Below are 20257 nucleotides of genomic sequence, written 5' to 3'. Positions count from 1 at the left end.
ACAGAGGGGGGTAACCCAAGCACAAACTCATCTTATCCCTCACCCCATCTTCCCCGGATTGAAGATTCCCGCCGGATCGAATTTCTCCTTCACCCGCTGCGACAGCATCGTCACCGCCTCGGGCTCGGGATGAAAGGCAGCAGTTGTCGCCCTCGCCTCACCCGATGCACGGATCAGCGTCGCGTGGCCGCCGCCGAGCGCCTTGATGTAGCGACGGACCAGTTCCGCTTCGGGGCCGGCCTCCATGCGCATCCAGACGAGGCCGCCCTGCCAGTCGTAGAAGGCGTCGACGCCTGCCTCGAGGCGGAGCGCTGCGACCAGCTGAGGGCCGGTGCCGGGGGCGACCGAGACGCGCCAGATCGGCCGCATGCTGCCGTCGGCATAGGGCAGCACGTCGCGGATTTCCTGCCAGAGCTTTTGGCTCTCCGGCTGTTCCAGCCGCGTGACCGTGGCGAAACCCGACATTGCCGCGGCAAGCTTCTCGATGCGTACGTCGACCGAGCCCGGCAGGCCTTCGATGCGCAGAGCGGTCGCCTCGCCCTCCGGCAATTTGCCGGCGAGGAATTTCCACGTCACCGTCAGCGGCAGGTGGGCGGCGCCTGAGACTTCCACCGGCAGGGCCATTGCCGCCGCCATGGCGTTTGCCGCCTCGGCGTCGTTGAGGCCTGATAGCAGCACCGTCCGCTCCGTCTTCGGGCGCGGCGGCACGCGGAAGGTGACTTCGGTGAGGAAAGCCAGCGTGCCATGCGAGCCGGCAACCAGCTTGGCGAGATCGAGGCCGGTGACATTCTTCATCACTCGGCCGCCGGCCTTGATGATCTCACCCTTGCCGTTGACGAAGCGCACCCCGAGCAGGCTGTCGCGGGCGGCACCCGCGATCAGCCGACGCGGACCGGAGACATTGGCGGCAAAGACGCCGCCGATGGTCGGCTCGCCGGATGTGCCCATCACCGGGCGATGATCCATCGGCTCGAAGGCGAGCATCTGGCCGCTCTCCTGAAGTGCCGCCTCGACCTCGGCAAGCGACGTTCCGGATCGGACGGTCATGACCATTTCGCCGGGATTATAGGCGACGATGCCGGAAAGTCCGGTCGAGCGCAGCCGGCCCTCGGCGGCAACGGTATTGCCGAAGCCCGAGCGGCTATTGCCGCCGCAGATCGCCAGCGGCCGGCCGCTTTCCGCATGGGCGCGGACGATCACTGCTGCCTCTTCCTCGCTCGTCGGCGTCAGGTCGATCATGCGGCGGGGCGCCCTTCGAGCGGGAAGACCTTCGACGGATTGAGGAGCCAGCCGGGATCGAAGGCGGCACGCGCCGCCATCTGCTGGGTGAGATCGACCTCGGAATATTGGTGCCGCATCAGGTCGCGCTTCTCGATGCCGACGCCATGTTCGCCGGTGAGGCAGCCGCCGGCATCGACGCAGAGCCGAAGGATATCGTTGCCGGCGGCCTCGGCACGGGCGGCATCCTCCGGATCGTTGGCATTGAAGAGGATCAGCGGATGCATGTTGCCGTCGCCGGCATGGAAGACGTTGGCGACGCGCAAGCCGTAATGATCGACGATCTCGGCGGTCCTTTGCAACACGTAGGAAAGCTGGCTGAGCGGCACGGTGCCGTCCATGCAGATATAGTCGGCGATGCGGCCGGTGGCGCCGAAGGCGGATTTGCGGCCCTTCCAGATCAGCGCCGCCTCGGTCGCCGACTGGCATTCGCGCACGGTCTTGACAGCGTGCCGGCGGGCGATCTCGACGATGTCCTTCAGCGCGGCGTCCATCTCCGCTTCCGACCCCTCGACCTCGACGATCAATAGCGCGCCGACATCGAGCGGATATCCGGCATGGGCGAAGGCCTCGCAGATCTCGATCGCCGGCTTGTCCATAAATTCGATTGCGACCGGGATAATGCCGGCGGCAATGACATCGGCAACGCAGGCGCCGGCCTCCTCCGATCTCTCGAAGCCAAAGAGCACCGGGCGCGCGCCTTCCGGCTTGGCGATCAGCCGCACCGTTGCCTCGGTGACGATGCCGAGCTGGCCTTCGTGGCCGCAGACGAGGCCGAGCAGGTCGTAGCCTGCCGCATCCAGCGCCTTGCCGCCGAGCTCGATCACGGTGCCGTCGACCAGTACCATCCTGACGCCGAGCAGATTGTTGGTGGTGACGCCATATTTCAGACAGTGGGCGCCGCCGGAATTCATGCCGATATTGCCGCCGATGGTGCAGGCAAGCTGCGAGCTCGGATCGGGCGCATAGAAAAAGCCGTCCGCGGAGACGGATTCGGAGATATTGAGATTGGTGACACCGGCCTGGACCACGGCGACCCGGTTCGGCAGATCGATTTCGAGGATGCTGTTCATCTTCGACAGGCCAAGTACGACGGCATCCTCCTGCGGAATGGCGCCGCCGGAGAGCGAAGTGCCGGCGCCGCGCGGCACGACGGGAATGCCGTAGCGATTGCAGTAACGCATGACGGCCGAAACCTCAGCCGTGGTGCGCGGGAGGGCGACGGCGAGCGGCAGGCGGCGGTAGGACACGAAGGCGTCGGTCTCGAACGGCACCAGCTCGCGCGCCTCATGCACCAGGCATTCCAGCGGCAGAAGATCGGTGAGATCGGCAACGATCTGGGCGCGGCGCGCCAGCACGTCGGCGCGCGGCTCGAGAAACGAAATGGCGTCGGACATGGCGTTCTCCCTGGCCCTGACGACGGGAATGACAGCGGGAAGATGACAGCGGAAACCGGCCGCGAACCTCCCTGCCGCCGATAAACCGGCTTAGCACTTTCCCGAAAGTGGCGCAAATGCTAAGCACTTATGCCAAAAGGGAAAAAGTTACGAAACCTTATGACCAATCTGGGTGATCTCGAAATCTTTGCCAAGGTCGTTTCGACCGGAAGCATGTCGCTCGCCGGCCGGGCACTCGGCTTTTCTCCGGCCGTCGTCTCCAAACGGATCAAGCGGCTGGAGGACCGGCTCGGCACCCGGCTTCTGCAACGCACGACGCGGCAGATCTCGCTGACGGAGGCCGGGCAGGGCTTCTACGACCGGGTTCTCGGTATTCTCGCCGGGCTCGAGGAGGCAGAATTTTATATCTCAGGCCGCTCGGCGCAGATGCACGGCACGCTGAAGATCTCTGCCCCGACCTCCTTCGGGCGCATGCATATCGCGCCGCATCTGAAGGATTTCATGGAGGCGCATCCGGAGCTTGCGATCAACCTGGTGCTGACCGACGAATTCAGCGACATCGTCGGCGGCGGCTTCGATCTGGCGATCCGCATTGCCGAACTCACCGATTCGAGCCTCGTTGCCCGAAGGCTGGCGCCGGTGCGCCGGCTGCTCTGCGCCTCGCCGGATTACCTTGCGTCGCATGGCGAGCCGAAGCACATCGACGAGCTGAAACGCCATCGCTGCCTGCCGGCCCACAATAACGACACCTGGCGGCTGAACGGGCCGGACGGGGCGCTGAGTCTCAGGCCGGAAGGCTTGCTCGTCACCAATTCCAGCGAGGTGATCCGCGAGGCGGTCATCGCCGGGCTCGGGATCGCGCTGCGCTCCACCTGGGATATCGGTGAAGAGCTCAAGGCCGGCCGGCTGGTGCAGGTGCTGCCGGCCTATGAGAGCTCGCACAATGTCGCGCTGTCGGCCGTTTATCCCAGCCGGCAGTTCCTGCCGGCCAAGGTGCGGCTGTTCATCGACTATCTGGCAGAGCTTTATGGTCCCGTCCCCTATTGGGAGCGCTGACGGCATCACCGATTCAGCGCGCCAGCCTCTCGATGACAAGGTCCAGCAGGGCGCGCAGCCGCGCTAACCGCTTCATGTCGCGGTGATAGCCGACCCAGGTGTCGCGGCCGGGTGGCGGTTCACCGAGATCGACCAGTTCGATGGCCGCAAGAGAATCGCCGAGCGGCCGCGGCAGGACGGCGAGCCCGGCTCCGTTGGCGCAGAGCGCAGCCTGCACGTCGCGGCTGTTGCTGCGCGTGACGATGTCGGCCTGCGGCAACAGGCGCCGCAGCCAGCCGACATCCGGCATCTCGCCGAAAGCCTCGTCCATGGTGACAAGGCGGGCGCCCGCGCCGTCGCCGGCTTCGGGGTGCGGTGCGCCGCGACTGATGTAAAGGCCGTATTCGATACGGATAAGCTTGCGCGATACGATCTCCGCTTCCGTAAAAGGCTGGATGCGAAAGACGAGGTCGGCTTCGCGTCGCGACAGACTGAGAAGCCGGCTGTCAGTCAGCAATTCGACCACCACCTTCGGATGAACTTGCGAGAATTCCGCCAACACAGGCGAAAGCACGTGCGCGCCGAACCAATCGGATGAGGACAGCCTGAGTAAACCATCGAGCTGACGGCTGCCGCCGGCAAGGCTCCGCTCCATGGCGAGCGCCTCCTCCTCGATGCGTTCGGCGCCGGCGAACACGGCTGCGCCTTCGTCGGTCAGGACGAAGCCATCGGTCGTGCGCTGAAAAAGCGTCTGGCCGAGAGAGGCTTCAAGGGCACGCAGCCGCCTGCCCATCGTCGGCTGCGTCAGTCCGAGGCGGCGGGCTGCTGCCCCCAGCGTGCCGAACCGCGCGATCGCCAGAAACAGCTTGAGGTCACTCCATTCCATCGCTCGCATCCGCCAAACAAAAATGCATGGACTTCAGTCGTTATCTTTCATTTTCATTCGAGTTTCAATGAAGCATCTTTCTTCCACGCCAATTGCGGTGTCCCTATAGACGCCGCTCCGCGAACGAAGGAGAGTTCCATGTCTGTACAATCAACGATGAAAGCGCTGTTGGCTGAAGCACCGAATTCACCATTGCGCATCGCCGATATTTCAAAACCGGTGCCCGGCGAAGGCCAGGTCCTTGTGCGCATCAAGGCAAGCGGCGTCAATCCGCTCGACCTCAAGATCCGGGCCGGCAATGCGGCCCATGCCCGCCATCCGCTTCCCGCCATTGTCGGTATCGATATGGCCGGTGTTGTCGAAGAGGTCGGAACTGGCGTCAGCGGTTTTCGCCGCGGCGACGCGGTCTACGGCATGACCGGCGGGGTCGGCGGCATTCAGGGATCGCTTGCCGAATTTGCAGCTGTTGACGCCGCGCTGCTGGCGCCAAAGCCGCAGAATCTGTCGATGCGCGAGGCAGCCGCCTTGCCGCTGATCTCGATCACCGCCTGGGAGGGGCTGGTCGACCGCGCCGGGGTCAAGGCCGGCCAGAAGGTTCTGGTGATTGGCGGCGGCGGTGTCGGCCATATCGTCGCGCAGATCGCCAAGGCTGCCGGAGCCGAGGTCTATGTGGTCGACGGCACGTCGAAAGCAGACTATCTCGCCGGCCTTGGCGCAACGCCGATCGATCGTGACGCGGAAACGGTGGAAACCTATGTCGCAAGACACACCGGCGGCAAGGGTTTCGAACTGGTCTACGATACCGTCGGCGGCCAGGGGCTCGATACGGCATTCCGAGCCGTCAGCCAGTTCGGCCACGTCGTCAGCTGCCTTGGCTGGGGAAGCCACGCGCTGGCACCGCTCTCCTTCAAGGCCGCCACCTATTCAGGCGTCTTCACGCTGCTGCCGCTGCTGACCGGCGAAGGACGCGCCCATCATGGTGAGATCATGCGAGAGATGACGAAGCTTGCCGAAGCCGGCAAGGTGATGCCGAAGCTCGACCCGCGCCGCTTCACCCTTGCCGATACAGATGAGGCGCATCGGCTGATCGAAAACCGGCAGGCGGACGGGAAGCTCGTCGTCGAGATCGACTGATCTAATCCGTCCGCGGAATTAACGCGCCAGATCGAGGTAGGCGTTCGCCACCATGGCATCGATATCCGCGGGCACAGGCACGACGCAGGATTGGGGGCCGGCCTCGCCCTTGGCGATGCGTTCCAGGCAGCGGGCCTGAAGGGTGAAGCCGAGATCCATCGACTCGACGGTATTGCCGAGCGGCCGCGGGCCGGCGAGATTGGCCATATGGCCGCCACCGAGCAGATGGAAAGAGCGGCCGTCGCTGAGATGGAAGGTCTCGATATGGTCGGCCTCGTAGCGATCGATGCCAATGACATCGGGGTGGCGACGGAAGGCTTCGACATCGATCTCATGCGGGAAATGGCCGCCATTCATCAGGATCGCGCCATCCTTGACGAGCGGCAGGTCGGCCGCCGTCACGATGCCGGCAAAACCCGTGACGGTAACGATGATATCGGCCGAGCGGATCGCCGCGTCGCGCAGCGGTGTGGTGAAACCGTCGAGATGAGCTTCGAGCGTCGTCACCGGATCGATATCGATGACGCTGACGGTGGAAAAGGCATTGCGGAAACAGGCGGCCGTGCCCTTGCCGCAGGCGCCGTAGCCGAACACCGTCACGCGCTTGCCGTTGGTGGAGCGGTTGGTGAAGCGCAGGTAGCTTTCGAACAGGCTCTGACCGACGGCATGCCTGTTTTCGGCGAACTGCTTGATCGGGCTGTCGTTGATGACGAGGATCGGCATGTTCAGGCGCGCGCGCAGCGGCAGCAGGCGGATGCGGCCCGAGGTGGTTTCCTCTGTGCCGCCGCGGAGATTGGCGTAGGGTTTTTCCGCCGCGATGGCGAAAAGATCGCCGCCATTGTCGAGCAGCAGATTCGGCTTTTCGGCAATCACCGCTTCGAGGCTCTGATGGTGAGCGGCGGGATCGGTCGTCTGCGTCGCGAAGACCGAGATGCCTTGGGTACGCAAGAACTCGACCGTCGAAGGCTGGGTGCTGTTGAGATTGCCGGTGCAGACAAGACGCGCCCCACCGGCGCGAAGCGTCGTCAGCAGCGCCACCGTCTTCGGCTCCAGATGGATGCCGGTGCCGATCGACAGGCCCTCGAAGGGACGCGTCCGCTCGAATTCGGCCGCCGTCGCCTTGAGCAGCCGGCAGCTGTTGCCGATCCAGTCGATGCGGGTTGCGCTCTTTTCCATCAACTCTTTCCTATTTGCGTGTTGGTGCTGTTTCTAGCGGACCAACAGGGTTGCGAATATGGAAGTAATTCTGGCGAAAGGGCAGAAAATCTGCCCTTTTCAGGCTGGTGTCCCGCAACGAAGCAACCAACCGGACAAGGCCGCAAAGGCCGGCCGTTTCACATCCGGCGTGCGGCAGCAGAAGTTGTAGCCCGATGGCCGAGAGATGAAGCCGTAGGGCGCGACCAGATGCCCGCGCTCGAGATCGTCCTCGATCGAGGCACGTGGGGCAAGTGCGATGCCAAGCCCGGAACGGGCGGCACCCAGCGCCAGCAGCAGATCCGCGAATTCCTGGGTGCGGGAAAAGACGACCGGCGGCGTGCCGCTTTCGGCAAACCATTCGTCCCAGAGCTTCGGAACGCTGCGGCTGATAAGCATCGTCTGCGTGCCCATCGCCGCCGGGTCGCTCGATAGTGTCGCGCCAAGCGAAGGCGTTGCGACCGGACCGAACTCATCCGCCATGAATCGCAGGGCGGTAATGCCTGCGGCCGGCCGGTATTCGCCGCCCATGATCACGGCGTCCAATTCCAGGTGCATCTGCAGCGGTTCGACCGTGGCCATCGGCACGATGTCGACGGTATCGCCGAGGCTCGCCTGCATGTCTGCTGCGCGCGGCATCAGCCACCAGACCGCGAAGGCGGAGGGTACGCCAAGGCGGATGCGGCGCGGCACGGCGCCTTCGAGTTCCGACGCGGCGCGCTGCAGAATGTCGAAAGCCGCGCTCGCGGCGGCCGCAAAAGCGCTGGCCTGCAAGGTCGGGACCAGCCTGCGGCCGTCGCGCAGGAAGAGCTTGCTACCGAAGTGATTCTCCAGCGTGTCGATCTGCTGGCGCACGGCGGCGCGCACCACATTCAGCTCTTCGGCAGCCTTCAGAATGCTGCCATGACGGCAGACGGCCTCGAAGGCGCGGATGGCATTGAGCGGGGGAAGACGCATGGGGACGACATTCACAAAATCATGGTGGATCACTAGATCTCGGCATTGAACGAAAGGCAAGATCACGCCATGTTGTACAGCTGTGCAATGTGACGCATTCGAGACAGGATGCGACGGATTTTCCGAGCCTGTCCGGCCTCGATTTCCCTATGAACGGCGATCAAATCGCGTTTCGAATCGTCCTGCGGCCTTTTGGATTGCGTAAGCTTTCCGTGATATACGTATATGAGTGATTCCTAACGACGACTGCGAAGGTGACCCGACCATTGACTCTTTTCGCCCGACTGGCTTCCGATGTGCAACTGATGTTCCGGCGTCCGCCGCGACAGCAATATGGTGCGCTCTGCTATCGGGTAAAGAAGAAGAGCGGTGAGGTCGAGGTGCTGTTGATGACGAGCCGCGATACCGGCCGCTGGGTCATTCCCAAGGGCTGGCCGATGACGCGCAAATGCGCCCATGAGGTCGCGATGCAGGAAGCCTTCGAGGAAGCCGGCGTCCGCGGCGCGGTCGAAACGGAGACGCTCGGCGCCTACACCTATTCGAAGGCGTTGCGCGACGGGGTGCAGGTGATCTGCAAAGTGCAGGTCTATGCGCTCGAGGTCACCGACATGGCGAAGAACTTCAAGGAAAAAGGCGAGCGCCGCATCGAATGGGTCTCGTTCGACGAGGCGGCGGCGCGCGTGCGCGAACCGGAGCTCCGCCACCTTTTCCTCGCCTTCAAGCAAAAGATGACCGACAGGCTTTCGGCCAAGGCGGCGAAGCAAATTCCAGACGTGAAACAAATTCCGGCGGAATGAATCCTGCCATCTTGCACTGCTAGGAAAGCAGCGTAGAAGCAGATTCATCCTCAGGAAAAAGAATGCCGCCACGTCCCGCAGTCCTCACGAAACGCACGCTCGACAAGGACCTCGACAAGATCACCCATGCCGAGGACGTGGCGAAGCATGTTTTGCGGCGGCTGGTGGCGCCTGGTCTCGGGCTGATCTTCGTCGGTCTGGCCATGCTCTTTGCCGGCGTCTATGTATTCGACCGGCCGGGAGCGATGCTCGTCATCGCGGCCGCCGCCCTTGCCGGCTATATGGCGATGAACATCGGCGCCAACGACGTGACCAACAATGTCGGTGCCGCCGTCGGGGCGCGCGCCATGACGATGGGCCAGGCATTGGTCATCGCTGCGATTTTCGAAGTTCTTGGCGCCACGATCGCCGGCGGCGAGGTCGTCAAGACGATTTCCTCAAACATCGTCGACGCCGTCCAGGTACCGCCGGCGCTGCTCGGCTGGATCATGATGGCGGCGCTGATGGCGGCGGCTCTCTGGATCAACCTCGCAACCTGGATGAACGCGCCGGTTTCCACCACCCATGCTATCGTCGGCGCGGTGATCGGCGCCGGCATCTCAGCCGTCGGGCCGGAACCGGTGAACTGGCAGGTAATGCTGGAGATCACCTCGAGCTGGATCACCTCCCCGCTGATCGGCGGGCTGATCGCCGCCGGGCTGCTTTATCTCGTCAAGACGCTCATTATCTATCGCGATGACAAGGTCGCGGCGGCCCAACGCTGGGTGCCGGTGCTGGTCGCGGTGATGGCCGGCGGCTTCATGGCCTATATGGTGCTGCAGCTGTCGCCCCCGGGCAGGTTCCCGCCGCTGACCGTCCTCCTCATCGGAATCGGCATCGGGCTGGTGAGCTGGCTTGCCGCCCGGCCACTCGTTCTCGCCCAAGCGCGGGAGCTCGAAAACCGCAACAGCTCGCTGCGAACGCTGTTCCGGCTGCCGCTGATCGGCTCTGCGGCGCTGCTGTCCTTCGCGCATGGCGCAAACGACGTTTCGAACGCGGTCGGGCCGCTGTCGGCGATTGTCCATTCGGTCGGCATCGGCGGCGGCGGCGGCATCGGGCATCCGCCGCTCTGGGTGATGCTGATCGGCGCCCTAGGCATCTCCGTCGGTCTGCTGCTCTTCGGGCCGCGCCTGATCCGCCTCGTCGGCGAGGAAATTACCAAGCTCAATCCGATGCGGGCCTATTGCGTGGCGCTGTCGACAGCTTTTACCGTCATCGTCGCCTCCTGGCTCGGTCTGCCGGTCAGCACCACACATATCGCCGTCGGCGCCGTCTTCGGCGTCGGATTCTTCCGCGAATGGTATACGCGCCATTCGAAGCGTCGCATCGCCTATATCAGGCGCAAGGCCGAGAGCTTTGATATCGACGAGCCGGAAGAGCCGAATATCCACGAGACCCGGCGGCGCTATCTCGTGCGCCGTTCGCATTTCATGACGATCGTCGCCGCCTGGATCGTCACCGTGCCGGTTTCGGCAGCGCTTGCGGCAATGATTTATTGGGTTATGTTCGCGCTCTTCGTCTAAAGCACGTCACGATCTTGCAGATCCGTGCTGCGCTTTAGGTCTTTATTTTCTAGCCTGCACAGTTTTGCGAGGCATGCTTCGAGGCCCCGAGTTTTTTAATGCGCGCCAATTTCCGCATGCAACGGCTTTTCGTCGATGCGCCGCTCACGCGCGGTGCCGGCGTGGAGGCGAATGCCGATCAGTTCAACTATCTCGCCAATGTGCTGCGGATGGAGGACGGTGGGGAGATCCTGCTCTTCAACGGCCGCGACGGCGAGTGGAAGGCAACCCTTACCTTCCCCACGCGCAAACGCATCCTTTTGACGGCAACCGAAGAGACGCGGCCGCAGCCGCAGCCTTGCGACCTGCATTATCTCTTTGCGCCGCTCAAGGTCGGCCGCATGGACTATCTCGTGCAGAAGGCGGTCGAAATGGGAGCCGGCCTGCTGCAGCCGGTCATGACCCAGCACGTTCAGGGCAAGGTCACCAATCTCGACAAGCTGCGCGCCAATGTCATCGAGGCGGCGGAGCAATGCGGCATTCTCGGCATCCCCGACGTGGCCGAGCCGGTGAGGCTTCTCGACCTGCTCGACCGCTGGCCGAGCGAGCGCCGCATCATCTATTGCGACGAGGGCGATGCCGGGCAGAACCCGCTGCCGGTGCTCTCGGCGATCAGGGAAAGACATCTCGCTCTGCTCGTCGGGCCGGAAGGCGGCTTTTCGGAAGAAGAGCGGGCGCGGCTTCGAAGCCTCGATTTCGTCACGGCCATCCCACTCGGACCGCGCATCCTGCGGGCCGATACGGCAGCCGTTGCTGCCTTGGCGGTGGTCCAGGCGGCGATCGGCGACTGGAACTAAGGTCGAAAACGGGTTGACATGGAAATCGCTGTTATTTTTTTGATGCGTCGTTGAAAGAATTTCACTTGCAACATGGGTGGCTTGGGTCCTAATCAGCCTTCCAACCGCCCGGCCCCCTGGGCGCCTTTTTGAATACAGGTATCCCGCATGGCCCGCGACACTACCGACCAGACACCGCTCTCTTCGGTCCAGGATCTGACCGATTATATCGCCGCGGGCAACAAGCCGCGGGAGCACTTCCGGATCGGCACCGAACACGAGAAATTCGCCTTCTTCCGCGCCGACAACAGCCCGGTTCCCTATTTCGGCGATGCCAGCATTTCGGCCCTCTTGACCGGCCTGCAGAAGAAAAGCGGCTGGGAGCCGATCACCGACGGCGGCAACATCATCGGCCTTGCCGAGCAGCATGGCATGGGCGCGATCTCGATCGAGCCCGGCGGCCAGTTCGAACTCTCCGGTGCACCGCTGGAGACGATCCACGAGACCTGCAAGGAATCGAACCAGCATCTGGCGACGCTGCGCGAAATCGCCGAGCCGATGGGCATCCGCTTCCTCGGTATCGGCGGCAGTCCGAAATGGACCTACGCGGAAACGCCGCAGATGCCGAAATCACGCTACGAGATCATGACCCGCTATATGCCGAAGGTCGGTACCCAGGGTCTCGACATGATGTACCGCACCTGCACGATCCAGGTGAACCTCGATTTTTCCTCGGAAGCCGACATGCGCAAGAAAATGCGCGTTTCGATGAAGCTGCAATCGCTGGCGACCGCGCTTTTCGCATCCTCGCCCTTCACCGAGGGCAAGCCGAACGGGCTGCTCTCCTGGCGCGGTGACATCTGGCGCGATGTCGACAATCGGCGCGCCGGCCTGCTCGATTTCAGCTTCCGCGACGATTTCGGCTTCCGCGACTATGCCGAATGGGCCCTCGACGCGCCGATGTATTTCATCGTCCGCGAAGGCCGCTATCACGACTGCACCCATGTCACCTTCCGCCAGTTCATGAACGGCGCATTGAAGGGCGAGGTCGCCGATCCGGCGCCGACGATGGGGGACTGGACGAACCATCTTTCGACACTTTTCCCCGACGTGCGGCTGAAGCGTTTCCTCGAAATGCGCGGCGCCGACGGCGGCCCGTGGCGGCGCATCTGTGCGCTGCCGGCCTTCTGGGTCGGCCTGCTCTACGATGATGCAGCACTCGATGCTGCCGACGAGTTGACGAAGGATTGGACCTTTGCCGAGATCAGCGCCCTGCGCAATGCGGTTCCCGCCGAAGGGTTGAAGGCGCAATTCCGCGGGCACCCGCTCTTCGACATGGCGCGCGAAGTGGTCGGCATATCAAGGGCCGGTCTCAAGGCGCGCGGCAAGCTCAACCGGGAAGGCCAGGACGAGACGATCTTCCTGGCGCCGCTCGACGAGGTGCTCGCCAAGAAGGCGACGCTCGCCGAGGATTTGCTGTCGCTCTATCACGGCCGCTGGCACGGCTCCGTGGAGCCGGTCTTTGAGGACTATCAGTACTGAGTCCGACCCCGGTTCCCCTTTTCCTGGAATCGCTCTGACAGCCGCTGTTTTCGCCTGTTTCCGAGCAGCGGAAGTGAAGGCCGGCGACCTAGCGCATCGTGCTTTCCGAAAATCGGAATCGATTTTCGGAAAGCACGATGCGAGGATCGAAAGAGTTGGAGCGTCCTTTGTGCGTCAGAAAGCACGCACGGCGCTCGCGTGCTCCACCGACCCGCCGCTGGAGCCTCGGCCGCATGCTCTCGCTAAATTCCTCCCTAAGTTCTTATGGCAAAAAGCAGTTTGCTCATTGCCATTTCCGGTTATAGTGGCGTTACAACGCGTCACGACCCGGGGAAAGGGACTTCCATGCTGCCACTCTTCGACATGATGATGCAGGCGCAGAACGGCGCGGCGATGGAGGCGATCGCCCGGCAGTTCAACCTCGCGCAGGAACAAGCGACGAAGGCAATGGCGGCGCTGATGCCGGCCTTTTCCGCCGGGCTGAAGCGCAGCACCAGCAATCCCTATGATTTCGTCGGGCTGATGCAGGCGGTCTCCTCCGGCAACTATGCGCGATATTTCGAGGATATGAACCGGGCGTTCACGCCAGAGGGTATTTCCGACGGCAACAACATCCTTGCCCAGCTCTTCGGCTCGAAGGAGGTTTCGCGCGCGGTCGCCGCCCAGGCGGCACAGATGACCGGTATCGGCCAGGATATTTATAAGCGGATGCTGCCGGTGCTGGCCGATACGCTGATGGGCGGGCTCTTTAAACAGACGACCGGCCAGATGGCCTCGCCGGTCAACCCCTTCGTCAACACGGCGATGGGCGAGACCATGCAGAAATGGCTGGAAAGCACCGGCTTTGCGCCGAAGCCGAAGACGACCCCGGACCCCAGCATCTTCGACAATCCCTTCACCCAGGCGATGCAGCTGATGTTTTCGGTACCGAAGCCGGAAGCGACATCTCAGCCGAACCCCTTCCTCGACAATCCCTTCGCCAAGGCCTTCCAGGAGATGATGGGCGGGCTCGGCCAGCAGCCGGCGGCGCAGACTAAGACCAAGACGCCGGAGGCGCCGAAGGAAGAGGCGAAGCTCAATGCCGACAGCTATACCGAGATGCTGAACGCCATGTTCGACAGCGGACTGGAAGTGCAGAAGAACTACCAGAGGAACCTGGAAGCGATCTTCGAAACCTATCGGCCTAAGCCCTCCTCGGACAAGAGTGAATAGCACTGTAGATTTTTACGCATGTCGCTATCGCCAAACCGCGGCACACTTTGCGCGACATGGTTTAGCGCATAAAAAAACCCGGAGATGGCTTGGGAAAGCCGATCACCGGGTCAAGCGGCAGGGCTATTGGCTATCACCCTGCGGGGAAACTCGCCGCTCCTACTGTTCGTAGGAGCGGAAGAGGGACAGGCGCCAGCGATTGCGCGCCGAGCGCGTCAGATGTTCCGACGGGTCCTCGAAAAAGGTCGATGCCAGGAACGCGGAGGTCAGGTCGGCTCTGTTAAGGCCGATATCCCTCAGCTGAGCGTCGCTCAGATCGTGCAGCGTGTTGATCTCCATGCGATTGCGGAACCCGCGAAAGAGGGAGGTCAACGGTGCGAGGCCTGCTGCCAGACGCTGGGGAAACGTCGGGGTGAGCTTGCCGCAGTCGAGTTCTATTGTTCTGTCTGTCATCCGCATGGGACTCTCCTTTCTTTCGATTTCTTTCAGGCGCGCAACAACCCACCCCCTCCACGCGAGGTCGCACGGGAAGGAGCAAGGCTGAATTGGCTCGGACAGGCAGGGTGTCTGTCCTTCACTTTGCTTGATTTGCATCCCGAAGATGCCAAAGACCTATTGATCAGTCCAACGAATGTTTCTAATGATTATCATCAGCTATCTTTATGGGTGACAACATGTCCGCGCCTCTTGATCTCGACCAATTGCAGACTTTCATCGCCATCGTCGATTCCGGCAGCTTCACCAAGGCCGCCGACAGGGTCTACAAGACCCAATCGGCCGTCTCCATGCAGATGCGCCGTCTCGAGGAACGCATCGGCAAGCAGCTGTTCATCAAGGACGGGCGGGGAAACCGGCTGACGGTCGAGGGCGAAAAGCTGCTCAACTATGCGCGGCGGATCATCCGCCTCAACAATGAGGCTATCGCCGCCTTCGACGACAACAGGCTGGAGGGGACGCTGCGCATCGGCACGCCCGATGATTATGCCGACCGCTACATGCCCGAAATCATCGGCCGCTTCGCCAAGACGCACCCGAATGTCGAGCTCTATATCGTCTGCGAGCCCTCGGTGGATCTTGCCGAACGCATGCATAAGGGCGAGCTCGACATCGCGCTCGTCACCCATAATCCGCGGGAGCGCATGTCCGATGTGGTGAGAACCGAGCCGCTCTGCTGGGTGGGCTCGGCCAACCATCCGATCCGCGACGACGCGCCGGTACCGCTTGCCGTCGGTCGGCGTGACTGCCAGTGGCGCCAGCTCGCCTGCTCGGCGCTCGATGCCGTGGGACGCGAGCACCAGATCCTGTTTACCAGCTGGTCCTGCACCGTCGTTGCCGCCGCCGTGCTGGCCGGCATGGCGGTTTCGGTGATGCCGGAATCGGCGCTGCGGACGGGCATGAAGGTGCTGAGCCAGGCGGACGGTTTTCCAGCGCTGCCGCCGGTGCAGATCGGCATCATGAAGCGGCCGGGCGTTTCGCTTTCGCTGATGAACGCGATCACCGCGCATATCACCGCCTGCCTCGACAATATCACGCCCACTGTCGTCGACGACAGCCTGGAGGCGGACGTTAAATCCGCCCAGGCGCGCCTTTATCCGCGGTTGAAGGCGGCCAATATGGTGCCAAGCTGGTAAGAGTTCTCAGGCAGCAGCCGGCACGGTCACGGTGAAAAGAGAGGCGCGGATGACGCGCTTCCACTCATCGAGCATACGCCGTGCCAAGGCCTCCTCGCTGACGGCGGCAAGTCGGATCACGGCGCCGATCAGGTGGCTGAACAGGTAAGTGCGCGCATACATTTCTTCGTCGCAAAGGTCAGGGGCCAGCTGACGCACGGCGTCACGGAAGATGCCGGCGACGTGACCGCTATGCTCAATATTCAGCTGCAACAGATCCTGATCGGTCTCCGTTCCCATCCAGACACCGAGATAGACGGGATCGTCGTGGTAGGAATCGTAATACCAGTCGATGGTGGCGCAGACCACGTCCAGCGCCTGGTCGAGTGACCGTACGTCGGCAAACATCGCCGCCATCTTCGTCTGGATCGCCGAGGCATGCTGGTCGAACAGGGCTTTGACGATCGCCGCCTTCTCCGGGAAATACTGGTAGACCGAACCGATCGGCACCTTGGCTGCAGCGGCGAGCTCCGTCATCCGCATGGCGCTGACGCCCTTTTCGGCGATGATCTTGGCGGCGGCGGCGAGAATGAGGTCCAGCCTCTGGATGCTGCGCTCCTGCTTCGGCTTCCTGCGCAAGCCGATCCGATCCATGCTTTCCGCGCCCATGTCGTTCCCATTCTTTTTGTTCGCGGCGGAAGGCATGACATGCAGGTCTTCATCGGCCGTAAAGGGAAACACTCGCATTTTAACGACCGGCAAAAGCGTATGAAAAACGGGGCTCTACGGCATTATGCTGCAACTCAAAGTGTTGCAATGTTCTTGCGCGTCTGAAAAGACGCGGGAGCGCTGCAATGCATCTCGTATTTAAATCGGGACGTTTTTAGAATTTCACCGACAGCGTCGCTTTGGCCCCATGCTGCTGCGCGTTGTCGGCAATCTGGCCGGAATAGGCGATGCCGAGGATGGCGCTTTCGGTGAGGTCGAAGTCGAGCCCGGCGTCAAGAACGAAGGCGTTCTCTGCCACCGGCACTCCGGCGACGGTGAACGCGTCGCCTCCGGCAAAAGCATGCGTCGACACCGGAACGATGTCGCCGGCGGCATGCCGCCAGCCTGACATGCCGCGCAGGGTGGCGTTCGTCTCGCCCAAGCGAACCTCCATTTCGGCATGCAGGCCAAGCGTGGTGATGGTGGTGTTGGTCATGCGGCTGGAGCTGTCGAGCGCTGCCGCCCCGCCCCCTTCGGTGAAACCCGCCGTTCGAATGCCGATATGGGCGAGATTGACGAAAGGCTCGAAAGTGGCCGCCGCCGTATCAAACCGATAGCCCAGCTCCGCAAATGCCTGCAGCGTGCCGGCATTATAGCTTGCTTCCAGCCTGTCCTCGAAGCTTCCAATAGCGACGCTGCGGTTGGTCTCGATCTCGTGCCACGTATGAGCGAGACCGGTGCGGAAGGCGAGACCGCCCCATTGCGTGCCCGCGTAAAGGCCGAGGTGATAATCGTCGCTCGATCCCGATGAGCTTCGGTGCCGCGGGTCGAATTGGGAGTTGCTGTAACCGGCCATCAGGCCGAGCCTGACGTCATCGAACATGGCGTCGACGCCAGCGAGAAGCCCGCCGGTCTGGTGGTTGAGGGTGGCGGCATTGCCGTCCGTGCGTGTCTCGCTTGCGCCGCCAAAAGCCGTGCTCCAGAAAACCGGCGCGTCCGAAGGATTGGCAGCGATGAGTTCCGGACCGCCCGGCCAGAAAGCCTGTATCGGGATTACGCCAGCACTGGCGTCGCTAAACGCGGAACGCAGACGTTCGTTGGCGGCCTGGCGGACAACGAGGCTTTGCGTAATCAGCGCCGTTTTGATCGAGCCATGGATTTCACCGGAAAGCGCGTCGTAACTGGCCTGAATCAGCGGCTCGTCATCGGGCAATGTGACGATGGCGTCGTAGATATCGTTGCCAGTTCCGAGATTCTCTGCAGCCTCTGCCGCGGCCATCTGGTTGCGCGTCCGTGCCATGTCGCTGAAACGCACGTTGTTGCGTTCGATCTCCAGATAGACGTTGTTCAGATCATAGGAGAGCTCCGCCGCCAGGAAGGCATAATCGGAGGTGACGGCGCCGAATGTTCCGTTGATCCCGCCAGCGGCGGTAAGGATCGTATAGGTGGAGAAAGGCTGGTAGTCGCCATTCATCCCAACATGGGTAACGCTGGCGCCGTTGAGGAACGCGGTCCCCGTGACCGAGATCAAATCGCTGGCAGTGCCAGCCGGATCGACCTCGACCTCATAGGTGGAACTGGGATCGAGGGTGAGGTTGCCGCCGATGGTCAATGTCCCGATGGAGTTGCCCGGCGCGATGGTGACGCCTGCGCCGGCGGTCACCGTACCGATATGACCCGACCCGGCCAGCGTGCCGCCCGTCATCATCAAGATGCCGCCAAGGCTGCCATTGACGATCAGGCGTCCGTCCGAAACCGTGGTCGTGCCGGCAAAGCCCGAACTGTTGCCGGTCAGGCGCAAGGTGCCGCTGCCCAGCATCGTGAAGTCGCCGCTGCCGGAGAGTATGCCGCCATAGGTGGTGTTGTTCGCCTGATCGAGCGTGAGTTCGGCGCTGCCGATGACGATCTCGCCGCCGCTTCCCGAAAGCTGCGCCATCGTCAGGTCGAAGCCGCCGAGATCGAATATGCCGCCATTGACCGCATAGGCGCCATTCTGCACGAAGGCACCGGCGCTGCCCGCCTGCAACGTGCCGGCCTCGACCGTCGTCACACCGGTAAAACTGCTGGTGCCCGAAAGCGTCAGTGTGCCGCTGCCCTTTTTGGTCAAGCCACCGGCGCCTTGCAAATCCGTGGCAATGCCGACGGCAAAGCCGTTCGTATCGATAAAGGCGCCGCCAGCATCAATCGTTACCTCGCCGGCGTTGAAACCGCGCAGGAAATTCGCCTCGTTGCCCGTTGCGCTGAGAATACCGCCATCGAAAACGAGGTCCGCGTCACCACCGCCTCTCTCGATATAACCGGTCTCCAGGACGCCGCGCCCGTTTGCGGCGCTTCCGGCGATCCGCACAGTTCCCGTGGCGCCCGAATCGTCGGCGATGATAACCTCGGAAGCCGAAACCGTGCCGCCATTCTCGACGCTCATACTGCCTGAACCGAATTCGCCCACGAACAGCGCGCCGGAATTGATCCAGCTCGACCCCGTATCGGTCACGCTCACCACGCCGTTGCCGTTCGAACTATAGCCGACATAACCTTCACTCGCAGTGACCGAGCCGCCATTCGAAATGGTCAGCGTTCCCGCTCCCGCCTCGCCGACCGAGATATAGCTGGAATTGCTCCAGATCGAGTTCGTGCCTGTGACGATGACCTCGCCGATGGCAGTCGTGTCGTTGCTGATAAGCCCGGCAGTGCTGCTGACCGTGCCGCCATTCGAAATGGTCAGAGTGCCGGTGCCGCTGTCGCCGATATAAAGATCCTGGGCGTTGGTCCAGGTCGAGCCGGTGCCGGTGACCGTCACCGTGCCGCTGGCGCCAGAGAAATAGCCGATACGGCCGAATATATTGTCGACAACGCCGCCATCTTCGATATTGAGCACGCCGACACCCCGATGGCCGACGTAGAGGTCGTCGGAATTGGTCCAGGCCGAGCCCGTCCCCGTAACCGTTACCGTTCCTGCAGCGCCGGGATCGACACCGAGCACGCCGATGTCATTGCTGACTATGCCGCCATTCCGGATGACAAGGGCTGCATCGTCACCATTCTGATCGCCCACGATGAGGTTGGTATTGATTGTCCATGGACTCGGTTGCGTGCCCGCGCCGGTACCGCCCGGGTCGTTGCCATCGACGATCTCCGTGTCGTTGCCGGTGATGACCTGCGCCCATCCCGGCCCTACAGCCAGCACCAGCGCCGCAGTGCTCGCCAATCCCGTAAGTCGCAGCATGACCATCCCTTGGATTGCCGCTCCAGATATCCTTTCGCCCATGCTCGCTCGCAAATCGTCCCCACCATCATTCGCTCGCGCAGAAATAGGCCAATCAATTTAAATATTAGTAACCATGTTATTGAAATATTCATCGACAGCGGGAACAACAGCCTTACGCCGCACGCGTTAGGCGCATGTTTTGACTGGTCTTCCAGCCTTTTCACTTTGGTGAAAACAATATCGTTGGGAATGGCTCAACGTCCGGCGGCCATATTGCCGCCGATGCCGGCAACTTGCGTCGTCGGCCTGCAACACTTACGGGCAAATAATAGGGCGGCGGCGCCTGTCGCCTCAGCTCATCAGCATCCATGCGGCAAGCCAGATCCACATGGCGGCAAGCACCAGGTAACCGGCGGCGAAGATCGGGCTGCGATAACGCAGGTCGTTGCTGGTGACGTGGATGGCGGCATGGGCGTAACGCAGGGCGACGAAGGCCCAGGCGAGGCCGAGGGCGACGAGATTGTCTGCCTCGGTGATATAGAGAAGAATGCAGCAGGCGTAGAAGAGCACCGGCAGTTCGAACTGGTTGGCGAGGCAGTTCTTGACGACAAGGCTTTCGGCCGGCTCGCCGCGGTTTTCGCGATAATCCGATTTCACGATGCTGCCGGCGCGGACCATTTTTGCGCGCCGAAGCCCAAGAAGCGCATAAAGACCATAGACCAGGGCCACATGGGCGAGCAGTGGCCAGAAGATTTGATAGCCGGTCATATGTTGGTCGTTTCCTTTCCGCTTCCGCGTTCGACGCGAGCATTAGCCGAAAGGGGAGCTGGATACCAGCATAGGGCAACGCCCCATCGACACCTGCGTCGCTAAGGCACGTCGCCGCAGGTGTCCCGGCTTTTCGACATGGAGCTGGATGGAATAA

The 20257-nt window shown here is 62.4% G+C and carries 17 protein-coding genes; 8 read left to right on the top strand and 9 right to left on the bottom strand.

Going from position 1 to position 20257, the window contains the following annotated elements; translation table 11 throughout:
* Nucleotides 1-39 precede the first annotated feature (39 nt).
* Nucleotides 40-1239 carry an FAD-binding protein gene (locus AC2444_RS02430; RefSeq protein ID WP_012756187.1) on the bottom strand — a complete coding sequence of 400 codons (1200 nt, stop codon included), beginning with the start codon at nucleotides 1237-1239 and terminating at the stop codon, nucleotides 40-42.
* Nucleotides 1236-2675, bottom strand: a complete 1440-nt coding sequence (locus AC2444_RS02425; RefSeq protein WP_012756186.1) for an FAD-linked oxidase C-terminal domain-containing protein — start codon at nucleotides 2673-2675, stop codon at nucleotides 1236-1238. Before AC2444_RS02425 ends, AC2444_RS02430 begins: the two co-directional genes overlap by 4 nt.
* 159 nt (nucleotides 2676-2834) lie before the next feature.
* On the opposite strand from AC2444_RS02425, the gene AC2444_RS02420 reads away from it, so the two are divergent.
* On the top strand, nucleotides 2835-3731 hold the full coding sequence (locus tag AC2444_RS02420) for a LysR family transcriptional regulator (protein WP_012756185.1): 897 nt from the start codon (nucleotides 2835-2837) through the stop codon (nucleotides 3729-3731).
* A 13-nt stretch (nucleotides 3732-3744) separates the two neighbouring features.
* On the opposite strand, the gene AC2444_RS02415 is transcribed toward AC2444_RS02420, so the two are convergent.
* Entirely contained in the window at nucleotides 3745-4596 is an 852-nt protein-coding gene (locus AC2444_RS02415) for a LysR family transcriptional regulator (protein WP_012756184.1), read from the bottom strand.
* Between the two features lie 138 nt (nucleotides 4597-4734).
* Here AC2444_RS02415 and AC2444_RS02410 point away from each other — a divergent pair, with 138 nt between their 5' ends.
* Entirely contained in the window at nucleotides 4735-5730 is a 996-nt protein-coding gene (locus tag AC2444_RS02410) for a zinc-dependent alcohol dehydrogenase family protein (protein WP_012756183.1), read from the top strand.
* Between the two features lie 18 nt (nucleotides 5731-5748).
* Here the strand turns inward: AC2444_RS02410 and AC2444_RS02405 are convergent, their stop codons facing one another.
* Nucleotides 5749-6906 (bottom strand): adenosylhomocysteinase, encoded by a 1158-nt coding sequence (locus AC2444_RS02405; protein WP_012756182.1) that lies wholly within the window; start codon nucleotides 6904-6906, stop codon nucleotides 5749-5751.
* Nucleotides 6907-7005: 99 nt separating this feature from the next.
* Complete coding sequence (locus AC2444_RS02400; protein WP_012756181.1) at nucleotides 7006-7914, bottom strand: LysR substrate-binding domain-containing protein; 909 nt, start codon at nucleotides 7912-7914, stop codon at nucleotides 7006-7008.
* 233 nt (nucleotides 7915-8147) lie between these two features.
* Between AC2444_RS02400 and AC2444_RS02395 the strand changes: the two genes are divergently transcribed.
* The 5 genes from AC2444_RS02395 to AC2444_RS02375 all read left to right on the top strand — a co-directional run bounded on the left by AC2444_RS02395 (nucleotide 8148) and on the right by AC2444_RS02375 (nucleotide 13809).
* Nucleotides 8148-8678, top strand: coding sequence for an NUDIX hydrolase (locus AC2444_RS02395; RefSeq protein ID WP_012756180.1), 531 nt, complete (start codon nucleotides 8148-8150; stop codon nucleotides 8676-8678).
* A gap of 62 nt (nucleotides 8679-8740) precedes the next feature.
* On the top strand, nucleotides 8741-10240 hold the full coding sequence (locus AC2444_RS02390; protein WP_012756179.1) for an inorganic phosphate transporter: 1500 nt from the start codon (nucleotides 8741-8743) through the stop codon (nucleotides 10238-10240).
* Between the two features lie 98 nt (nucleotides 10241-10338).
* Nucleotides 10339-11076 (top strand): 16S rRNA (uracil(1498)-N(3))-methyltransferase, encoded by a 738-nt coding sequence (locus AC2444_RS02385; RefSeq protein WP_012756178.1) that lies wholly within the window; start codon nucleotides 10339-10341, stop codon nucleotides 11074-11076.
* A gap of 147 nt (nucleotides 11077-11223) precedes the next feature.
* Nucleotides 11224-12597 carry a glutamate--cysteine ligase gene (locus AC2444_RS02380; RefSeq protein ID WP_012756177.1) on the top strand — a complete coding sequence of 458 codons (1374 nt, stop codon included), beginning with the start codon at nucleotides 11224-11226 and terminating at the stop codon, nucleotides 12595-12597.
* Nucleotides 12598-12942: 345 nt separating this feature from the next.
* Nucleotides 12943-13809, top strand: coding sequence for a DUF937 domain-containing protein (locus AC2444_RS02375; RefSeq protein ID WP_012756176.1), 867 nt, complete (start codon nucleotides 12943-12945; stop codon nucleotides 13807-13809).
* Nucleotides 13810-13968: 159 nt separating this feature from the next.
* Here the strand turns inward: AC2444_RS02375 and AC2444_RS02370 are convergent, their stop codons facing one another.
* The gene (locus tag AC2444_RS02370) at nucleotides 13969-14268 is read right to left on the bottom strand and encodes a DUF1127 domain-containing protein (RefSeq protein WP_012756175.1); all 300 of its coding nucleotides are present in this window, start codon (nucleotides 14266-14268) and stop codon (nucleotides 13969-13971) included.
* Between the two features lie 215 nt (nucleotides 14269-14483).
* On the opposite strand from AC2444_RS02370, the gene AC2444_RS02365 reads away from it, so the two are divergent.
* On the top strand, nucleotides 14484-15440 hold the full coding sequence (locus tag AC2444_RS02365; protein WP_032986695.1) for a LysR substrate-binding domain-containing protein: 957 nt from the start codon (nucleotides 14484-14486) through the stop codon (nucleotides 15438-15440).
* A 6-nt stretch (nucleotides 15441-15446) separates the two neighbouring features.
* Here AC2444_RS02365 and AC2444_RS02360 read toward each other — a convergent pair whose 3' ends face one another.
* The 3 genes from AC2444_RS02360 to AC2444_RS02350 all read right to left on the bottom strand — a co-directional run bounded on the left by AC2444_RS02360 (nucleotide 15447) and on the right by AC2444_RS02350 (nucleotide 20100).
* Entirely contained in the window at nucleotides 15447-16088 is a 642-nt protein-coding gene (locus AC2444_RS02360; protein WP_041935628.1) for a TetR/AcrR family transcriptional regulator, read from the bottom strand.
* Between the two features lie 214 nt (nucleotides 16089-16302).
* A complete protein-coding gene (locus AC2444_RS02355) occupies nucleotides 16303-19350 on the bottom strand; it encodes an autotransporter outer membrane beta-barrel domain-containing protein (RefSeq protein WP_244432241.1) in 3048 nt (1015 codons plus the stop codon).
* Nucleotides 19351-19683: 333 nt separating this feature from the next.
* Nucleotides 19684-20100: an MAPEG family protein gene (locus AC2444_RS02350; RefSeq protein ID WP_012756172.1), complete on the bottom strand. Its 417-nt coding sequence runs from the start codon at nucleotides 20098-20100 to the stop codon at nucleotides 19684-19686.
* Between the last annotated feature and the right edge of the window lie 157 nt (nucleotides 20101-20257).

This window comes from Rhizobium sp. WSM1328 (assembly GCF_057653715.1).
Note: the sequence above shows the minus strand (reverse complement) of the source record. Positions and strands in the feature narration are given on the sequence as shown.